Below are 15,865 nucleotides of genomic sequence, written 5' to 3'. Positions count from 1 at the left end.
GTGAGTAACCAAAGTCACTCAACCCTGTTGGCCCTCAACCCGCAGAACCTCAAAGTTATATAATCTTTAAGAGTTATTAAGCTTTGTGTCAGTTTGCCCAGCAGGATTGAATGAATATACTTTTGGTGACATCATCTTTAGGGTTACTCCTAGCGATCGCTATCGTCGTCTATTTTGTTTCCTCTCGCAAGTACCAATCATCAGACTCGGTGGCCAATTCCTACGACCAATGGACTGAGGACGGGATTTTAGAATATTATTGGGGGGAACACATCCATTTAGGTCACTACGGTTCCCCACCAGAAAAAAAAGACTTTCTAGCGGCAAAAGCCGACTTTGTGGCGGAAATGGTCTCTTGGGGAGGTTTGGATAAATTACCCGCCGGTGCAACTCTCCTCGATGTCGGTTGTGGTATTGGTGGCAGCAGTCGCATTCTGGCCCGCGACTACGGATTTGCCGTTACCGGTGTCACTATTAGTCCCAAACAAGTGGCACGGGCCAAAGAACTAACACCCCCAGATTTAAATGCTCGCTTTTTGGTCGATGATGCCATGGACCTTTCTTTTCCTGACGAGAGTTTTGATGTGGTCTGGTCAATTGAAGCCGGTCCCCATATGCCGGACAAAGCCGTTTTTGCTGGGGAATTACTGCGAGTTCTCAAACCAGGGGGAGTCTTGGTGGTAGCGGACTGGAATCAGCGAGATGACCGTCAAAAACCGCTTAATTTCTGGGAACGTCCCGTAATGCGCCAACTTTTGGATCAGTGGTCTCACCCCGCTTTTGCCAGTATCGAAGGTTTTGCCGAACAGTTAGCGGCCACGGGATTGGTAGATGGGGAAGTGATGACTGCTGACTGGACAACAGCCACTCTACCCTCTTGGATTGATACCATTTGGCAGGGGGTGATTCGTCCCCAAGGTTGGTGGCAATTTGGTCTAACTGGGTTGGTTAAATCCGTCCGAGAAGTGCCGACAATTCTGCTGATGCGTTTGGCCTTTGGCACGGGTTTATGTCGTTTTGGGATGTTCCGCGCTGTTCGCGCTAAATCGAATCTGCAACCAAGTCAGCAAGAGTCTCTTACCTCAGTTATGTAGGGTTTGCTGAATAAATCTAAAAATCTTGTTGGGTAAGACTTTTGGACTTTTTTTTCTTCAAAAAGTGCCAACCCTTGGAGTGATCGGGGGTAAAATCCCTGGACTTTTTCCCTGAAAATTAGGTAATTGACCCCCTCAAAATCGATAAAACCCCACACCCCACAGGAAAAACTTTTTGCCACAAACCCTAACTAGAGGCAATCCAATTAATTATTGATCGGGTTGTGGGGAATAGTAGGAGTTTTGATCAGTGACGATCGAGCTTGGAGAGATAGGCCACTTTTGATAATTTGTTTGAGAATTGGTCGGCCTAATTTGACCGCAGCTGGCAGCACAACCGCACCGATAACAATTGTTCCCAAACCAAAGAGAGCCGTTCGATCTCCTGATTCGTGATCTTCGATAATTTCTTTGAGATGAAAAGTCAGAATCGATTTATCCCAGTGAATAATCGCCATAGGTTTATCTCCTAATAAGGATGAAATTGGGTGTCAGCAGAAGGTAAAACAATAATATGTCCTCCCGCACGAGAAATCAGACCTTGTTGCTCGAATTCATTGATGAGTCGGGTAATGCTCACTCTGGTCATCCCGACCATTTCGGCTAATTCCCGATGAGTGAAACGGATATCGATACGCTGGCCCGTTTCTGCGGGACGACCGAACTTTTGCGATAATTGAATTAGAGTTTTCAGAAAACGCAGCCTAGGCCGATCGCGACGCAGGGAACAGAGCCAATGCTCAGTTTGTTGAACGTGACGACAGAGAGCCGAGGAAAGACTGCTACCCCGTTCAAGAGGAAGACAAGTAGCTTCAACGCTAGTGCAGCACTGCATCTCGTAGGGTTGAATCTGCGATAGGGGACGGCCGACCACATCATTTTCTCCCCAATAGCCGAGGATGACGATTTCTCCTTCCTCATCCCACGTCATCACCTTAACCACACCGCGATTGATTAACCAAAGAGCATCCAGACGCGAGGGTAGGGGGTCACGGGGTTGAAATAGACGAGTGACGAGAGGTTCCCGCATAAGTACCACCGCTAGTAGAATTACCTTCTCCTCTAATTATTGCATAATTTTCTCAATAAAATCAACAGGGATCTTCCAGAAAAATTTCCTCCAACTGATGGGACTTACCAAAGATGAGCTTCCTTATACCCCTCATTCAAAGCTGTCAACAGCCAAAGACCAAGATTTCACCTCGAAATATCCCCTCGATCGAGACTGAGAATGATCGCGATTAGCTTTCAACCAATTGATAATTATTTGCAACTGTGTGATAATGAAGTTATGAGATTTCCCCCGCAACCATGAATAGTCACCAATAGCGACTTTGGTTTCAGGAAAGAGAGTTTGTACGGCCATTGCTAAGACATGGGCGCAAGTATGGCGTATTTTTACGATTTTTTGCGAATCTTCCTCGATAACGGGGCTTTCTGCTCGGGGATACTCAATCTGATTGACCATTGCTAGTTAAAACGATAATCATTATCATTTTAGCAAAGGAGGGCTGATGTCTGAGAAAAAAATGCGCTCAAATCCTCTAGCGGCAAGCTCAACGCTGATAGCTTACCGCTCAAACTGGAGGTTTCCCCGTTTTAAAAGCAGGGATTATCGACGATATTCTCGACTTAACAGCCAGAATCTAGGTTATAATGACGAAAAACGCCACAATGGGCTTTACTTCTCCCGTGTCCTCTCTTAAACTCTGTTTCTTGAGCGAGTAGTGCTTCTATTTCTGCCAATAGTTGACGCACTGGTTGCCATTCTGCGCTATTGTTCTCCTGACATTTAACTTCCCACTGAGCGAGAATTTCCTCTAGCAATAGCGGCAAGTCTCTGGGGGAAAATGCCTCTCCTCGGTCTAATTGTTGGCTAAAATCGAGTATTTGGTCTTTAATGGCAATGGGAACCCGGATAGTCTGAGTTTCTCCATTTTGCCACGCTCTTTTACGTCCTGCGCCACCGCGCCATCCACCTCTTCCTGACATAATTCACGCTCCATTTCTAGACAATTTACCTGACTCCTTTAGCCTAGCATCCTTTTTTGATTTTGTGTCAATATCTATAAGCCATGTATATCAAGGGTTGAGTCCGTAATCATCCCCCCTATTTTTTAGACTGACTATACTCTGCTTAGACACACTCCATAGCCAGTGAAAAGTTACCGTCAGCAAGGGGAGAGAATTAAGGGGATTTTCCTGAATTTCTCGCTCAAAATCCCGACAATCGATCGCCTCTTCCGAAAAGGCACGCATTGGATGCACCGCACATTTCAAGCGATAATCTCCAGTACAAAAAACACAGCGACTACAGGGAATCCGATGCAGCTTTTGCAACTGCCGGCGCCCTTGGGCAACAGCAAGAAAAAGAGCAGTAAAAAAGAACAGCAGCGTTATCCAGATTGCGATCGGACAAAAGAGCGGTATTAGCCTTAACATAAATCTCGATTTTTGTCAATTAAGGAATAATTACAGTTTGCTCAGAAAGAAATTCCTGTGGAACTAGAGATCGCCAGAAACTAAAAATCTCTTGACTGACGCTGTAGGGGTGGGAATAGTGAAAAAAATAACGCCCTTTGTGACAACTCCAAATGCGATCGCCTGACTTTAACCAGGGTTGCCATCCCTGCAATAAATGCCGATCGATAATCGTATCGATATCTCCTCCACAGACTAACAGGGGTACGGGAACTGTCCCCGGGGCGAAATGGGCATTCTGATAGAGATTATGGGGAGAAAGGGACAATAATAAATCCTCTTCCAAAAGATAGCGATATTCTTGGGTTAAAGCGCAGGATTGATGACCAAAAAGATTGTGAACCGATTGATTGAGCAAAGTTTGACGAGAACAAGGCAGTAATTTTGATAGCACATAATAATGAGCTTGCCAATCGATCGCCGGATAGACTCCCACAGAGAGCAAAGTTAAGGATTTTACCCTTTCCGGATAACGACGCGCATACAGTAATCCTACTAATCCCCCCGTGCCGTGGCCGACTAAATGCAGCGGTCGCTCGCATTGTTTCAGGTAATCTTGTATTAATACCAAGGCAATATCAAGAGAAGCTGGCTGATCAAGAGATTGACAGTATTGCCAATCAGCGATCGCAACTTCCCTGGCTAAAAAATCCAACACCGGGCGATCAAAACGGCGAAAACTGGGGTTAACATTAATCCAAACTGCATCAGGTAATCGAGACATAATAATCAAGGATATAGGGGATTTTTCAGTGATCAGTAAACAGTAATCAGTAATTGGTGAAAAGAAAGCTGCGAACTAGCCACTTAATACTATTCACTGATAACTGATAACTGATAACTGATTGATAGCTAACTAAACGCCAAATTCGCCCTTAAGTCCCGCGACCCAGGTTTTGATCCGTTGTTCAGTTAAATCGGATTGGTTGTCTTCATCGAGGGCTAAACCGACAAATTTGCCATTTTTTAGGGCTTTCGACTCGTTAAAATCGTAACCTTCTGTCGGCCAGTAACCGACGGTTTTACCCCCCAGGGAGGCGATTTTTTCTTCCAGTATCCCCAGAGCATCTTGAAAGTTATCCGCATAACCGATTTGATCCCCCATCCCGAAATAGGCGACCTTTTTGGAGACGAAATCAATGTCATCCAATTCATCGTAAAAACCCTCCCAATCGCTTTGTAATTCGCCGATATTCCAGGTGGGACAACCGATAATCAGGGCATCGTAGGGGGCAAAATCCTCGGTAGAAGCGGAGGAGATATCGTGTAATTCTACAATTGCCTCACCTCCAAATTCTTTCTGAATCATTTCCGCCACCGTTTCGGTTTTGCCGGTTTGCGTGCCAAAAAATAAGCCAATTTTTGCCATAAAATTTGTCCTTGTTGCGAAATAAGTGAGTTTAACTCTTAATTCTCCTTGATAGGGAATAAAGCCCCTGATTACAGTTTTCTCCCTCTGAAACTGGCATTTCCTGCCGGCAAGAACTACAGTACCAATAAGAGCGAGAGCGTCCAATGTGATGCAGCAATTTGGTGTTACAACAGGTACAGTAAGGCATAAGGGACAGTTAGAAAGATTGATCAGCGGGGAAAATTAGGAAAATCGATAATTTATCCTAATTTTCCTCAAAAAAACTAGGCTTCTATCGCATTTAAGGCTTTTTCTACTCGTTTAAAGTCAAAACCCATCGCGCGTAAAGCGTGCCAGAGATGACCTTGTAAAAAGAAGAAAGCGAGAAAAAAGTGGGCATTAGCTAACCAACAGCGCGCCGTATGTACTCCAAAGGGCAATTTCACCGTGTCGGCAAAGTAGGGAGCAATTCCTAACTTCACTTCTAAAATTGGCCCGTAAAATTCGACTGGATAAGCGAGGGTATTTACCCCACAGAAATAGGCGGCCACGAAACCAGCTAGGGCAATTCCGCCCAAAGAATAGGATAAAATGGCTTCTCCAGAGAAAATCAGCACATTTCTCGCCCATTTAAGCGGGGGAACGATAATATGCCAGATACCGCCCCCAATTAACATTAAACCGACGTAGATATGACCACCGACTAAATCTTCGAGATTGTCCACAGTAGCAAAGTGGGTTTGATAGCCATAGATAACCCAAGGATCGAGGGTTGGTTCACTAACGACTCGGACAGCGCCGATAGTTGCGTCGTATAATCCCCCCCAGTACATAGCTTTGGCCACTAACAATAATGCAGCTATACCTAAAAAGAGCAGGTGATGACCGAGAATAACTCCTAATTGTCGGGGTTCACTCCAATCGAAATGGAATTTTTTCCCTGGACCGGAGGAATCTTTCAGGGTTTCTGGGACTCTTAACAGGTGAAATAAGGCTCCTGCTCCCAAAACTGCCGAAGAAATCAGATGAATTGAGCCAATCACGAAAAAGGGATAGATATCAATGATTTGCCCCTTTTCTCCAACTCCAAAGCCTAAAGTGGCCAGGTGCGGCAGTAAAATTAAGCCCTGTTCTGCCATGGCTATATCGGGGCGATACTGGGAAATTTCAAATAAGGTGAAGGCTCCTGCCCAAAAAGCGATTAAAGCAGCTTGAGCAACGTGAGCAACGATAAATAAGCCTGATTTATCGGCAAAACGGGCATTTCCTGCCCACCAGTCGTATTCGATCTGAGGATTATCGTAGGTCTGCATGGCATCTTTTAACGGAAATAGAACCAAGCTTATTAATAATTATATGCAATAAGCTTTAAGTCTTAGTCTAGAATAATTCTCAATAAAGTCAAGTTAAGAATTGTTACAGTTGCTCGGTATCCTTTGATGCCTCAGTATTTTTAGCCTGATCAGCCTTTGACAATCAAGGCTTTTCAGCATGAATCTTGGATCGCAGCTAGAGTAATCGCCTCAAATAATTGAGAATAATTACTAATTAATTTTTAACGAAGACTAGAGGATAATTAGCTTGTCATCACTTAAACAAGCCTATAATTAGGCATTAAAGAGCATATTTAAGCTTATTTACGCTTTTTATTTCATTTTTAACCTGAAATATCTTTTTTATTCGATAAAATACCCACTGGTGCCACTCGCCTCGCTGTCGGTTGTGGTAAGCTGTACTGAATTTAAACTGCGTCAGAGTCTCTGAGCGCCCATTTATAGGGATTGCCGCCTCTGGAGGTTACTTTCTCCCCCCTCCCCAGTTCTGAAAAGATACTTAATAGAGCCGTAGATTAATAACATTGTCGTTAAAGTTATGGCCATAATTAGGGGAGCGATTTTGGCTAACCAGAAAGCCACGAAGATTATGCCGATTCCGTCGGCGAGTAAGATGGGTAAACGTGGCACTATGCCATGGTCAATGATTTTTTCTGTGCTTGGCTGCAGTTGAATTTTGGCTAAACAATGAAACCAAATTTGACTAACTAAAACTATTAAAGCTCCCCATCCTATCCAGAGGGCAGCCAGATAAAAGCCCGATAATTCTAAAACAATTGTACTAATTGTGACGATAAAAAAGCGATCGAGGCGAGGATCGCTGGTTTTTTGCTGAAATTGGGCAATTTCTCCCAAGTCCACCGCTGCCATGCGTGCCTGTTCCATACACATCCCCAGGGTACCTAGGGCAAGAATAGCAGCGGATAGGTTTTCCGGTGAGAAGATTTGGGAGATTATGCCTAAACTAGCCGGAAAAAACAGTAAAAAAAGCATCGTTCGTCTCATCTATTCGGGGTGGGGTCGGATTAAGATAAGAAATGCTCTTGACTTGATCATTTCTGTAATGTCTTGTTTGCCTCCTTTTCAAAATGCTCTCCTTCTCACCCAAGCTTTAACCCATCGTTCCTATGTCAATGAACAGTCGGAATTGACGGAAAATAACGAGCGCCTAGAATTTTTGGGCGATGCGATTTTGGCTTTTTTGGTGGGCGAACTATTGTATCAAAAATATCCCGCCATGAACGAGGCAGAATTAACCCGTTTGCGGTCAAATTTGGTCAAAGAAGAACAATTAGCGCAATTGGGCTTTGAAATCGGCCTGGGGGAGTTAATGCGTTTAGGTAAGGGGGCAATTAAAGATCGGGGGCGATCAAATCCTACCCTATTAGCGGACACTTTTGAAGCGATAATTGGGGCTTATTATCTAGATTCGGGGTTAAATGCGGTTAAAAACTATCTGCACGGGCTTTTTATCCCTGTAGCCTCTCATTTAGTCTCTCAACAATCGGAATCGCCATCTTTTATCGATGCCAAAAATCTCTTTCAACAGTGGGCGCTGGCCAATTTCGCCTCTAATCCAGAATATGCGATCATTGATGTTACCGGACTCCCCCACGCTAGGGAATTTACTGCTGAAGTGCGGGTTAATAACCTTCTCTATGGTACAGGTAAAGGTAAACGGAAACAGGATGCCACCAAAGCGGCTGCCGAAGATGCCTTAAAGCGCTGTCAATGGCAATAATAAATAGGGCCAAACCTACTTATCTTAGGGGCCACCAATTAACTTTATCTCTGGTGGCACTGTAAACTTCTTTTAAACCCTCGGCATCCAGTACTCGAATTAAATCCCCCGTCGATTCTGAGGCAATTAGTCCCACGTTTTGCAATCCTTTTAATACCTGTTCGACGGTGCGTTGATTGAGTTGACAAGCGCGAGCAATCACATCGACGGATAAATCAAAAGTATAGATATTTTCGGCATCTGGTTGACTGCCTAATTCTCTTTCTTGATAGATTAAAGCTCTCAGTAAAGTGGCTACAGCTTGGGGTGGATAGCTACTGCAATTAAGCAAATGATACTCGAATTTTTGCTGTAATTCAAATAAAAAACAGTACCGTTGACGAAAACTTTCGTTATCGTTGTAAATCTTTTCTAGGGCCGATAGGGGAATTTTCAGGACGTGGGTAGTTTTATAGGATTCCACCAAACAGGGAAAGGCGCGACTGGCTAAACCATAACTAAAGGGTAAACTCCTCATGCCAAAACAGCCACCGGGGTAGCTAATGGCAATAATCCGGTCGAGGGGAGTGCTGCGGACGACGATTACACCCTCATCCAAAATCACATACAAAACATCTAGAAATTCATCGGGGAGAAAAGCCGTATAGACGGGACGATTGGAAAATAGCCTCTCTAGCTTGAGATTGTCGGCATCGAGATACTGACTTAACCAAGCTTCCTCTAGTCCGCGAAAGAGAAAACTCTGGTTAATCAGTTGTTGTAGGAGGGTTGTTTTTTTGGCCTTGACGCTCTTGCCCATAGTCTCAAACCTAGATGTAGCACTGATTTTATCTTCTCACAGTTTCCCTTGTTATCGCCTTATTCCCAATTTGTTTTATAAATGTATTGAAATTTTGTTTCCTGTGCTGTAGGATTAAAGCAGACCTGAAAACAGATACAACCTCAGAGTAAATCTTAGGAGCGCCGCCGATGCCGTCATCCCAGTCTTGTTTATCCCTACTCATGGCAACTGTCCTGACTGGAGGAATGCTGGCATCTTGCACCCCATCCCCCACCAATAGCGGCAATGACAGCCAAAAACCCGTGACTGTGACGCTTGTTTCCTATGCTGTTACCCAAAGTGCCTACGAAAAAATCATTCCTAAATTTGTCGAGGAATGGCAAGAAAAAACGGGGCAAAAAGTAACTTTTGAACAGAGTTATGGTGGTTCTGGTTCCCAAACTCGCGCCGTTATCGATGGTTTAGAAGCGGATGTGGTAGCGTTGGCTTTAGCTTTGGATACCAAGAAAATTGAGCAAGCGGGATTAATTCAACCCGGTTGGGAAAAAGAAGCAACCAATGACTCTATTGTTCATAAATCTGTAGTGGCTTTTGTTCCTCGTGATGCCAATATTAAAATTAATAAATGGTCAGATTTAGCCAAGGATAATATTAAAGTTATTACCGCTAATCCCAAGACTTCTGGCGGAGCGCGCTGGAATTTTCTCGCTCTTTGGGGTTCGGTGACGCAAGCGGGAGGCAGTGAACAAGCGGCGCAAACTTTTGTCGAAAAAGTGTTTAAAAATGCGCCAGTTTTACCTAGAGATGCTCGCGAATCTAGTGATGTATTTTTTAAACAAGGCCAGGGAAATGTGCTGATTAATTACGAAAATGAGATGATTCTCGCTAACCAAAAAGGCGAGAAGTTGTCCTACACTGTTCCCACCGATTACAATATTTCTATTGATAATCCCGTGGCGGTTGTTGATGCCAATGTGGATAAAAAAGGTACGAGAAAAGTGGCCGAGGCTTTTGTGCAGTTTTTATTTACTCCCGCAGCCCAAAGAGAATTTGCTCAGGTGGGTTTTCGTCCCGTTGAACCGACGGTAGTTAAAGAGTTTGAGAGTAAATTTCCTCAGATAAAAAATCTCTTTACCGTACAGGATTTAGGCGGTTGGGATCAGGTACAAAAACAATTCTTTGATAGTGGAGCCGTCTTCGATAAAATTTTGACTAAAGCTGGTAAATCTTAAGGAGAAAAACCATGGACAATCAACCTCAATGGCAAACTATTAATCATCCCCAAAGTGACTTACATCTCGATCAATCTGGACTCGATCGCCCCACGTCCCGAAGAATAAAAATTCGGATTCCTAAACAATATATTAACGAGCCAATCATAGCACGTTTAGGGTCTTTTCCTGGTCTAAAAGTGAATATATTTTCCGCTTTGTTAGCTGCCAATAATAATCAAGATGGCTGGTTCGATCTACAACTACAAGGCAACTCCCAAGGGATAGAAAATGCCCTTTCCTATCTGGCAGATTTAGATGTAGAAGTTTGGTATGATTCAGCACAAGTTCTTGAAGAAGCAGACAATTGGTAATCTCTAGCAATAATTAACAATGGCTAACCCACAATTATCTTTATCTCCCAGTCAACCCCTGAAAAAAGTTTCTATTCCTTGGGTAATTACCATTAGTTATCTAGTGGTTTTGTTGGTTTTACCAGCAGCGGCACTATTTGCTAAATCCCTAACCCTTGGTTTTGCCGAATTTTGGCGCATTGCCACTTTACCGATTTCTTTATCCGCTTACCAAGTCACTTTTTTTACTTCCTTAATCGCCGGATTAATTGACGGAGTTTTTGGCACTATTATCGCTTGGGTATTAGTGCGGTATCGATTCCCCGGTAAAAAAATTGTCGATGCTTGTGTGGATTTGCCCTTTGCTTTACCCACTTCTGTTGCTGGTTTAGTCCTAGCCACGGTTTACAGTGATAACGGTTGGATCGGTCAATTTTTTGCCCCCTTTGGCATTAAGATATCTTTTACCATCTTAGGGGTTTTTGTGGCGATGTTATTTATCGCTTTACCCTTCGTTGTCCGCACCTTACAGCCAGTTTTACAGGAAATGGAAAAAGAAGTAGAAGAAGCGGCTTTATCTTTAGGTGCTTCCTCTTGGCAAATCTTCTGGCGAGTTATTTTTCCCCCATTACTACCCGCTATTTTAACAGGAGTTGCCCTCGGTTTTGCCAGAGCGATCGGTGAATATGGTTCCGTGGTAATTATCTCCTCTAATATCCCCTTTAAGGATTTAATTGCCCCAGTTTTAATCTTCCAAAGACTAGAGGAATATGATTACACAGGGGCGACAGTAATCGGCATGGTTTTATTGCTGGTTTCTTTGTTCATGTTAGTAGTAATTAATTTCCTGCAGCAATGGGGGCAAAAATACAGAGTTAAGTAAAGAGTAAAAAATATTAGGGTATAACTGGAGACAGATCAAAAATGCTGAGTCTAAAAAAATCAACTAAACCGAAAGAGTGGGATTACAAACCCCTACTAATTATCATCGCCCTTGTTTATCTGGCACTATTATTATTTATTCCAGCAGCGGCAGTATTTTACTATGCTTTTCGCAATGGATTCCAAGCTTTTTTAGAAGCGGCGGGAACTTCTGACTTTATCGAAGCGGTAAAATTAACAGTAATTATTGCCCTAATTACTGTACCTTTAAACACAATTTTTGGACTTTGTGCAGCTTGGGTAATTGCTCGCAATCAATTTCGTGGCAAAACTTTATTAATTAGTTTAATTGACTTACCTTTTGCCGTTTCTCCCGTGGTAGCGGGGTTAATGATTGTACTGCTCTATGGGCGCAATGGTTGGTTAGGTTCTTTCCTAGAATTTTTCGATATAAAAATACTTTTTGCTTTACCCGGAATGGTATTAGCAACTATATTTGTTACTATGCCTTTTGTGGCTAGAGAAGTTATCCCAGTCTTAGAAGAAATTGGTTTGGAACAAGAGGAAGCGGGGCGCACTTTAGGGGCAAGTGATTGGCAGATTTTCTGGCGCATAACTTTACCCAATATTCGTTGGGGATTGATGTACGGAGTGCTGTTAACTAATGCCCGGGCGATGGGAGAATTTGGGGCGGTTTCTGTGGTTTCTGGCAGTATTTTAGGGAGAACTGCCACCCTGCCAATTTTCGTAGAACAGGCTTATAAAAATTATCTCACTCCTGCCGCTTTTAGTGCGGCGGCTATTCTCGCCTTACTAGCCGGAGTTACTTTAATTATTAAAGAAATTCTCGAACGTAAAACCGCCCACAAAATTCACACTACTTAACTATAATTAACCTAAAAATATGAGCGGGCGTTGGGTTTCATGCTTCAACCGAACCTACGTTCTACAAAAAACCTAAAAATATGAGTATTACCATCCAGCAAGTTTCTAAACGTTTCGGCAATTTTCAAGCTTTAGATAATATCAATTTAACCATTCCTGAAGGCAAATTAGTTGCCCTCCTCGGACCATCGGGATCGGGAAAATCTACCTTATTACGTTCAATTGCGGGATTAGAAACTCCCGACAGTGGCGCAATTATCATTAACGGACAAGATACCACCCATCTGGATCCTAGACGGAGAAATATCGGCTTTGTTTTTCAACATTATGCCCTATTTAAACATTTAAATGTCCGTCAAAATATTGCTTTTGGTCTAGAAATTCGCCAGCAAAAATCGCCAGTAATTAAGAAAAAAGTTGAGGAACTATTAGAATTAATTCAATTACAAGGATTAGGCGATCGCTATCCCGCCCAATTATCGGGAGGACAACGGCAAAGAGTAGCTTTAGCCCGCGCTTTAGCCATTCAACCAAATGTATTATTATTAGATGAACCCTTTGGAGCTTTAGATGCAAAAGTCAGAAAAGAATTAAGGGTATGGCTGAGAAATTTACACGAAGAAGTTCACGTTACCAGTGTCTTTGTTACCCACGATCAAGAGGAAGCAATGGAGGTAGCTGATACGATTGTCGTGATGAATCATGGTAAAATTGAACAGGTGGGTTCTCCCGTCGAAATTTACGATCATCCTGCCACAGCTTTTGTGATGCAGTTTATTGGGGAAGTGAATATCTTACCCAGTTTAGCAGGGTTAGGAAATGGACATCATCCAGGTGATAATTCCACCGTTTTTATCCGTCCCCACGACCTCGAAATTATGCCCAATCAAGATGGGTTGAATAGTTGGGCAGTGGTGAAAAGAGTTATTCATTTAGGCTGGGAAATACAAGTAGAATTAATGTTAGCCGATGGGGAAATGGTGGTGGCTTATCTCAATCGTGAGGAGTACAAGCAATTACAGTTACAACCAGAACAAACGGTAAATTTAAAACCAAGAAAAGCGACCTTACTCACTGATTTTGACAATAAAAGTGAGAAATTTATCGATTATTCAATTTAAAAACTTTAGGTTTATTAGAGCATTTCTCATAAAGATGAAGTACAACCTAGGCGAGGCTTAGGCGGCTGTTGGTGTATTTTAATTTAGTGTCAACATTCATCCGATCGTTAAAAGCGAGGGACTTCTGCTGACACTAAGTTAAAAGCTTTGCTATCTGTGCTTAAATCTGCATCTAAATCTGGCCAATAAAAATGATTAGGAAAAGGCTCTTGTATATTTAAAATTTGTCTAATAGGGACATCTTGAAACCAAGGAAAATCTTGATAAGAAAGAAGCATTTCTTCATGGTTTGCAAGAATCCATATTCCATGAGAAGAAATATGAGTTACTTCAGCTTGAGAAGTATTTTGTCCAAGGGTTTATAAGTTCATTTGTATTTAAATTTTTACAGTTTATTTTAAATAAATCAAGAGATTTAACCCCGGAATTGTGCGCGAGAGAGTCCAGATAAGGAGAGTGATATAAAAGATGCCGATACCCCATTGATACCAAACTAAAAAAGAAATGATAGCGGGTAATTCTTGATCGCGAACTCGCCAATCATTAAAGCCTATTTTTAGCAAATTATTGAGACTTAAATCGTAATAATTTAACCAATTCCAACGCTTTTGCCAGGGAATGGGAGTATAACGATCGCGAAAGAGGGGAAATTGGGGAACCACGGGTAAACGGGTGATTAATAAGCGTAATTGTCGCATACTACCATCTTGTAGGAAATAGGAACTATCCATTAAATCGTGATAGCGTCCCCGACGATAAAGTTCGATAATTAAAATTAGGGGTAAGGGGACAAGAATTAGGGCAATAGCTGTTAAAGTTAGTAGAGGACGACTGGCAGATTGCAGGATATTAAACACACCGGAAAGGGTGAGAATAATATAGCTAGTTACCATACAAAAGATTTCATAACGATTAGGAATTACTGGTTTAGGAGTCAGACGACGCACGCGATCAATTAACCAAAATAAGCAGCCAAAATAGGCAAAAATTATGATTCCTGTGCCGAAAACTAAACTAAAATTTGTACCATCTTGACTTAATAGCAATAGTAAAGCAAGGAAAGAAGTATGCAGAAAATCAGCTACCCAAGTGAGGTTAATTAGGCGAATAAATGAGATATTATTTAGCTTTTGTTTTAACTGTTGAACTCGCAATTTTTCAGTTTTGTATTCAATTTGATTAGCATCGGCAATTTGTTCTAGGGAGCGAAAATTACGAACTAAATTTCTTAAAACTGTTTCATTTCCTGCTAGGGTTGGTAAATAAATTGCTTGACCAATTACTCCTCTATCTCCCAGTATTTTCGCTTTATCGGAATCAAAAGCTAATCCTGATACACTTAAATAACTATTTTTAGTAAAAGTGGAATTACTAAAATCTACCTGATCTAAAAGTTTCACATCTTGAAAACTAACCACACCATTAAAATAACTAGACCGGAAAGCACCCGATTTTTCAAAAGTGGCATTTCTAAAGGTTAATAAACTTAAAAATCTACTCTTAGAAAATAGCGGACGATCTCGCCATTGACTTTGGGAAAAATTGGCTTCCTTTTCCCAGAAAGTACGGGTAAAATCTGCGGTTTTATCGTATTTGGTTTGATCAAAATAAGCTTCAGCAGTAAAATGACTGCCATGGAAGTTAGTAATACTTTTAAAATGGGCCGTGCGAAAGATGGCTTTATTTAAAAATTGACTTTGACTAAAATTTACATCTCCCATAAAAGTGGCTTTGGTAAATTTCGCTACCCTAGCAAAACGAGATTCTACCCAATTACTTTCACGACTAAATTTTGCTGCCATTGCTTCGACAATTTGCAGAAAAAAAGTCTTAGAAAAGTCCACTTCTCCCATAAATACGGTTCTCTGCAACTTCACAGGTCCACGAAATACTGTGACATTAAAAACCGGTTCATCGCTATCGAATAAAAAATTTTCGTCCTGTTGTAATAACTGTTCTTCCGTGGGTGATAATAAGGTAGCCAGAGCCACTTTTGTTAAAGGAGTCGGTAAACCCAGACGGGAAGCGATAAAATTGCCTTGAATTAAGGAATTACTAAAATCTAAACCTAGGGGTTGTTTAGCGCGATTAATTTGACCTTGAATCTGTTGATAAAATTGTTCTTGCAGCTCCTTATTTTCATCGCGGATATCGATAACTAAATTGGCTAAATTAATGGTAGTCATCCCTTCTTTAAGGACGGGTGCGCTTAAACGTTCCTGCAATAAAGTTACTGTTAAAGGAACCCTATCCACTACTGCCAAACTAGGGAGAGAATGTAAACAGAAAAACAGAAAAACAATGATTAGTAACCAGCAGCCTTTCAACAACGCACCCACGACAGTTATTTTCCTAAACAAGCTTGGATAGCCATTTCTAAGTCCTCTTGGTTTAAATCGGTGATAACAAAGACTTCCTGAACACTTTTTCCTGTCCTCGCAATCAGCTTAAAACCACCACGAATCGGCACCGATATCCGCAATTGTAACCGCGGACAATGACCTTTTGAGCGAGAAAGTACCCCGGGGGTGACAGTGGTGATTCCTTGATAGGTAATTAACTTTTCTAATACCGCAATCAACCCCGGTATATGAGTAGAATGATTCCAAACTAAGCGACCATTATTCATAA

At 42.0% G+C, this 15,865-nt stretch carries 20 protein-coding genes and 1 pseudogene; 7 read left to right on the top strand and 14 right to left on the bottom strand.

Going from position 1 to position 15,865, the window contains the following annotated elements; genetic code table 11:
* The first annotated feature begins 110 nt into the window (after positions 1–110).
* Positions 111–1,094: a methyltransferase domain-containing protein gene (locus tag H6F92_RS19885; RefSeq protein WP_190359191.1), complete on the top strand. Its 984-nt coding sequence runs from the start codon at positions 111–113 to the stop codon at positions 1,092–1,094.
* Here the strand turns inward: H6F92_RS19885 and H6F92_RS26850 are convergent.
* The 10 genes from H6F92_RS26850 to H6F92_RS19840 all read right to left on the bottom strand — a co-directional run bounded on the left by H6F92_RS26850 (position 1,064) and on the right by H6F92_RS19840 (position 7,265).
* Positions 1,064–1,252 carry a hypothetical protein gene (locus tag H6F92_RS26850; RefSeq protein ID WP_265795866.1) on the bottom strand — a complete coding sequence of 63 codons (189 nt, stop codon included), beginning with the start codon at positions 1,250–1,252 and terminating at the stop codon, positions 1,064–1,066. The genes H6F92_RS19885 and H6F92_RS26850 overlap by 31 nt on opposite strands.
* Before the next feature lie 48 nt (positions 1,253–1,300).
* Entirely contained in the window at positions 1,301–1,552 is a 252-nt protein-coding gene (locus tag H6F92_RS19880) for a hypothetical protein (protein WP_002742221.1), read from the bottom strand.
* 11 nt (positions 1,553–1,563) lie between these two features.
* Positions 1,564–2,124, bottom strand: a complete 561-nt coding sequence (locus H6F92_RS19875; protein WP_002742223.1) for a Crp/Fnr family transcriptional regulator — start codon at positions 2,122–2,124, stop codon at positions 1,564–1,566.
* A gap of 132 nt (positions 2,125–2,256) precedes the next feature.
* Entirely contained in the window at positions 2,257–2,562 is a 306-nt protein-coding gene (locus H6F92_RS19870; protein ID WP_190359203.1) for a hypothetical protein, read from the bottom strand.
* 164 nt (positions 2,563–2,726) lie between these two features.
* The gene (locus H6F92_RS19865; protein ID WP_190359190.1) at positions 2,727–3,086 is read right to left on the bottom strand and encodes a hypothetical protein; all 360 of its coding nucleotides are present in this window, start codon (positions 3,084–3,086) and stop codon (positions 2,727–2,729) included.
* 90 nt (positions 3,087–3,176) lie between these two features.
* A complete protein-coding gene (locus H6F92_RS19860) occupies positions 3,177–3,536 on the bottom strand; it encodes a hypothetical protein (protein WP_002787222.1) in 360 nt (119 codons plus the stop codon).
* Between the two features lie 19 nt (positions 3,537–3,555).
* Positions 3,556–4,299, bottom strand: a complete 744-nt coding sequence (locus tag H6F92_RS19855) for an alpha/beta hydrolase (protein ID WP_190359189.1) — start codon at positions 4,297–4,299, stop codon at positions 3,556–3,558.
* 132 nt (positions 4,300–4,431) lie between these two features.
* The gene (gene fldA, locus H6F92_RS19850) at positions 4,432–4,944 is read right to left on the bottom strand and encodes a flavodoxin FldA (protein WP_002760221.1); all 513 of its coding nucleotides are present in this window, start codon (positions 4,942–4,944) and stop codon (positions 4,432–4,434) included.
* 266 nt (positions 4,945–5,210) lie between these two features.
* Positions 5,211–6,239, bottom strand: coding sequence for a chlorophyll a/b binding light-harvesting protein (locus tag H6F92_RS19845; RefSeq protein ID WP_002787228.1), 1,029 nt, complete (start codon positions 6,237–6,239; stop codon positions 5,211–5,213).
* A gap of 459 nt (positions 6,240–6,698) precedes the next feature.
* On the bottom strand, positions 6,699–7,265 hold the full coding sequence (locus H6F92_RS19840; RefSeq protein WP_190359188.1) for a hypothetical protein: 567 nt from the start codon (positions 7,263–7,265) through the stop codon (positions 6,699–6,701).
* Positions 7,266–7,323: 58 nt separating this feature from the next.
* Here H6F92_RS19840 and rnc point away from each other — a divergent pair, with 58 nt between their 5' ends.
* Positions 7,324–8,001 (top strand): ribonuclease III, encoded by a 678-nt coding sequence (gene rnc, locus H6F92_RS19835; RefSeq protein WP_190359187.1) that lies wholly within the window; start codon positions 7,324–7,326, stop codon positions 7,999–8,001.
* Positions 8,002–8,020: 19 nt separating this feature from the next.
* Here rnc and H6F92_RS19830 read toward each other — a convergent pair whose 3' ends face one another.
* The gene (locus H6F92_RS19830; RefSeq protein ID WP_190359186.1) at positions 8,021–8,800 is read right to left on the bottom strand and encodes a Crp/Fnr family transcriptional regulator; all 780 of its coding nucleotides are present in this window, start codon (positions 8,798–8,800) and stop codon (positions 8,021–8,023) included.
* Between the two features lie 170 nt (positions 8,801–8,970).
* Between H6F92_RS19830 and H6F92_RS19825 the strand changes: the two genes are divergently transcribed.
* The 5 genes from H6F92_RS19825 to H6F92_RS19805 all read left to right on the top strand — a co-directional run bounded on the left by H6F92_RS19825 (position 8,971) and on the right by H6F92_RS19805 (position 13,234).
* Complete coding sequence (locus tag H6F92_RS19825) at positions 8,971–10,014, top strand: sulfate ABC transporter substrate-binding protein (protein WP_190359185.1); 1,044 nt, start codon at positions 8,971–8,973, stop codon at positions 10,012–10,014.
* Positions 10,015–10,025: 11 nt separating this feature from the next.
* The gene (locus H6F92_RS19820) at positions 10,026–10,367 is read left to right on the top strand and encodes an NIL domain-containing protein (RefSeq protein ID WP_002768372.1); all 342 of its coding nucleotides are present in this window, start codon (positions 10,026–10,028) and stop codon (positions 10,365–10,367) included.
* Positions 10,368–10,386: 19 nt separating this feature from the next.
* Positions 10,387–11,229, top strand: coding sequence for a sulfate ABC transporter permease subunit CysT (gene cysT / locus H6F92_RS19815; RefSeq protein WP_190359184.1), 843 nt, complete (start codon positions 10,387–10,389; stop codon positions 11,227–11,229).
* 41 nt (positions 11,230–11,270) lie between these two features.
* Positions 11,271–12,113: a sulfate ABC transporter permease subunit CysW gene (cysW, locus tag H6F92_RS19810; protein WP_002797969.1), complete on the top strand. Its 843-nt coding sequence runs from the start codon at positions 11,271–11,273 to the stop codon at positions 12,111–12,113.
* Positions 12,114–12,193: 80 nt separating this feature from the next.
* Positions 12,194–13,234 (top strand): sulfate/molybdate ABC transporter ATP-binding protein, encoded by a 1,041-nt coding sequence (locus H6F92_RS19805; RefSeq protein WP_190359183.1) that lies wholly within the window; start codon positions 12,194–12,196, stop codon positions 13,232–13,234.
* A 107-nt stretch (positions 13,235–13,341) separates the two neighbouring features.
* On the opposite strand, the pseudogene H6F92_RS26235 reads toward H6F92_RS19805, so the two are convergent.
* The 3 genes and pseudogenes from H6F92_RS26235 to H6F92_RS19790 form a co-directional block, all read right to left on the bottom strand.
* Positions 13,342–13,557 (bottom strand): annotated as a pseudogene (locus tag H6F92_RS26235) (DUF2442 domain-containing protein); the annotation flags it as partial.
* A gap of 69 nt (positions 13,558–13,626) precedes the next feature.
* A complete protein-coding gene (locus H6F92_RS19795; protein ID WP_190359182.1) occupies positions 13,627–15,573 on the bottom strand; it encodes a pentapeptide repeat-containing protein in 1,947 nt (648 codons plus the stop codon).
* Between the two features lie 5 nt (positions 15,574–15,578).
* Positions 15,579–15,863: a DUF2103 domain-containing protein gene (locus H6F92_RS19790; RefSeq protein WP_002732155.1), complete on the bottom strand. Its 285-nt coding sequence runs from the start codon at positions 15,861–15,863 to the stop codon at positions 15,579–15,581.
* Positions 15,864–15,865: the final 2 nt, after the last annotated feature.

The organism is Microcystis wesenbergii FACHB-1317 (assembly GCF_014696875.1).
GTDB lineage: Bacteria > Cyanobacteriota > Cyanobacteriia > Cyanobacteriales > Microcystaceae > Microcystis > Microcystis wesenbergii_A.
This window is presented reverse-complemented; position numbering and strand designations above follow the sequence as displayed.

What these genes read in the sequence shown, in the direction of transcription:
- H6F92_RS19855 (WP_190359189.1), bottom strand. Translation starts at nt 4,299, where the DNA reads ATGTCTCGATTACCTGATGCAGTTTGGATTAATGTTAACCCCAGTTTT.
- cysT (WP_190359184.1), top strand. Translation starts at nt 10,387, where the DNA reads ATGGCTAACCCACAATTATCTTTATCTCCCAGTCAACCCCTGAAAAAA.
- H6F92_RS19805 (WP_190359183.1), top strand. Translation starts at nt 12,194, where the DNA reads ATGAGTATTACCATCCAGCAAGTTTCTAAACGTTTCGGCAATTTTCAA.
- rnc (WP_190359187.1), top strand. Translation starts at nt 7,324, where the DNA reads ATGTCTTGTTTGCCTCCTTTTCAAAATGCTCTCCTTCTCACCCAAGCT.
- H6F92_RS19830 (WP_190359186.1), bottom strand. Translation starts at nt 8,800, where the DNA reads ATGGGCAAGAGCGTCAAGGCCAAAAAAACAACCCTCCTACAACAACTG.
- H6F92_RS19880 (WP_002742221.1), bottom strand. Translation starts at nt 1,552, where the DNA reads ATGGCGATTATTCACTGGGATAAATCGATTCTGACTTTTCATCTCAAA.
- fldA (WP_002760221.1), bottom strand. Translation starts at nt 4,944, where the DNA reads ATGGCAAAAATTGGCTTATTTTTTGGCACGCAAACCGGCAAAACCGAA.
- cysW (WP_002797969.1), top strand. Translation starts at nt 11,271, where the DNA reads ATGCTGAGTCTAAAAAAATCAACTAAACCGAAAGAGTGGGATTACAAA.
- H6F92_RS19845 (WP_002787228.1), bottom strand. Translation starts at nt 6,239, where the DNA reads ATGCAGACCTACGATAATCCTCAGATCGAATACGACTGGTGGGCAGGA.
- H6F92_RS19840 (WP_190359188.1), bottom strand. Translation starts at nt 7,265, where the DNA reads ATGAGACGAACGATGCTTTTTTTACTGTTTTTTCCGGCTAGTTTAGGC.
- H6F92_RS19825 (WP_190359185.1), top strand. Translation starts at nt 8,971, where the DNA reads ATGCCGTCATCCCAGTCTTGTTTATCCCTACTCATGGCAACTGTCCTG.
- H6F92_RS19790 (WP_002732155.1), bottom strand. Translation starts at nt 15,863, where the DNA reads ATGAATAATGGTCGCTTAGTTTGGAATCATTCTACTCATATACCGGGG.
- H6F92_RS19875 (WP_002742223.1), bottom strand. Translation starts at nt 2,124, where the DNA reads ATGCGGGAACCTCTCGTCACTCGTCTATTTCAACCCCGTGACCCCCTA.
- H6F92_RS19870 (WP_190359203.1), bottom strand. Translation starts at nt 2,562, where the DNA reads ATGGTCAATCAGATTGAGTATCCCCGAGCAGAAAGCCCCGTTATCGAG.
- H6F92_RS19865 (WP_190359190.1), bottom strand. Translation starts at nt 3,086, where the DNA reads ATGTCAGGAAGAGGTGGATGGCGCGGTGGCGCAGGACGTAAAAGAGCG.
- H6F92_RS19885 (WP_190359191.1), top strand. Translation starts at nt 111, where the DNA reads ATGAATATACTTTTGGTGACATCATCTTTAGGGTTACTCCTAGCGATC.
- H6F92_RS19860 (WP_002787222.1), bottom strand. Translation starts at nt 3,536, where the DNA reads ATGTTAAGGCTAATACCGCTCTTTTGTCCGATCGCAATCTGGATAACG.
- H6F92_RS19820 (WP_002768372.1), top strand. Translation starts at nt 10,026, where the DNA reads ATGGACAATCAACCTCAATGGCAAACTATTAATCATCCCCAAAGTGAC.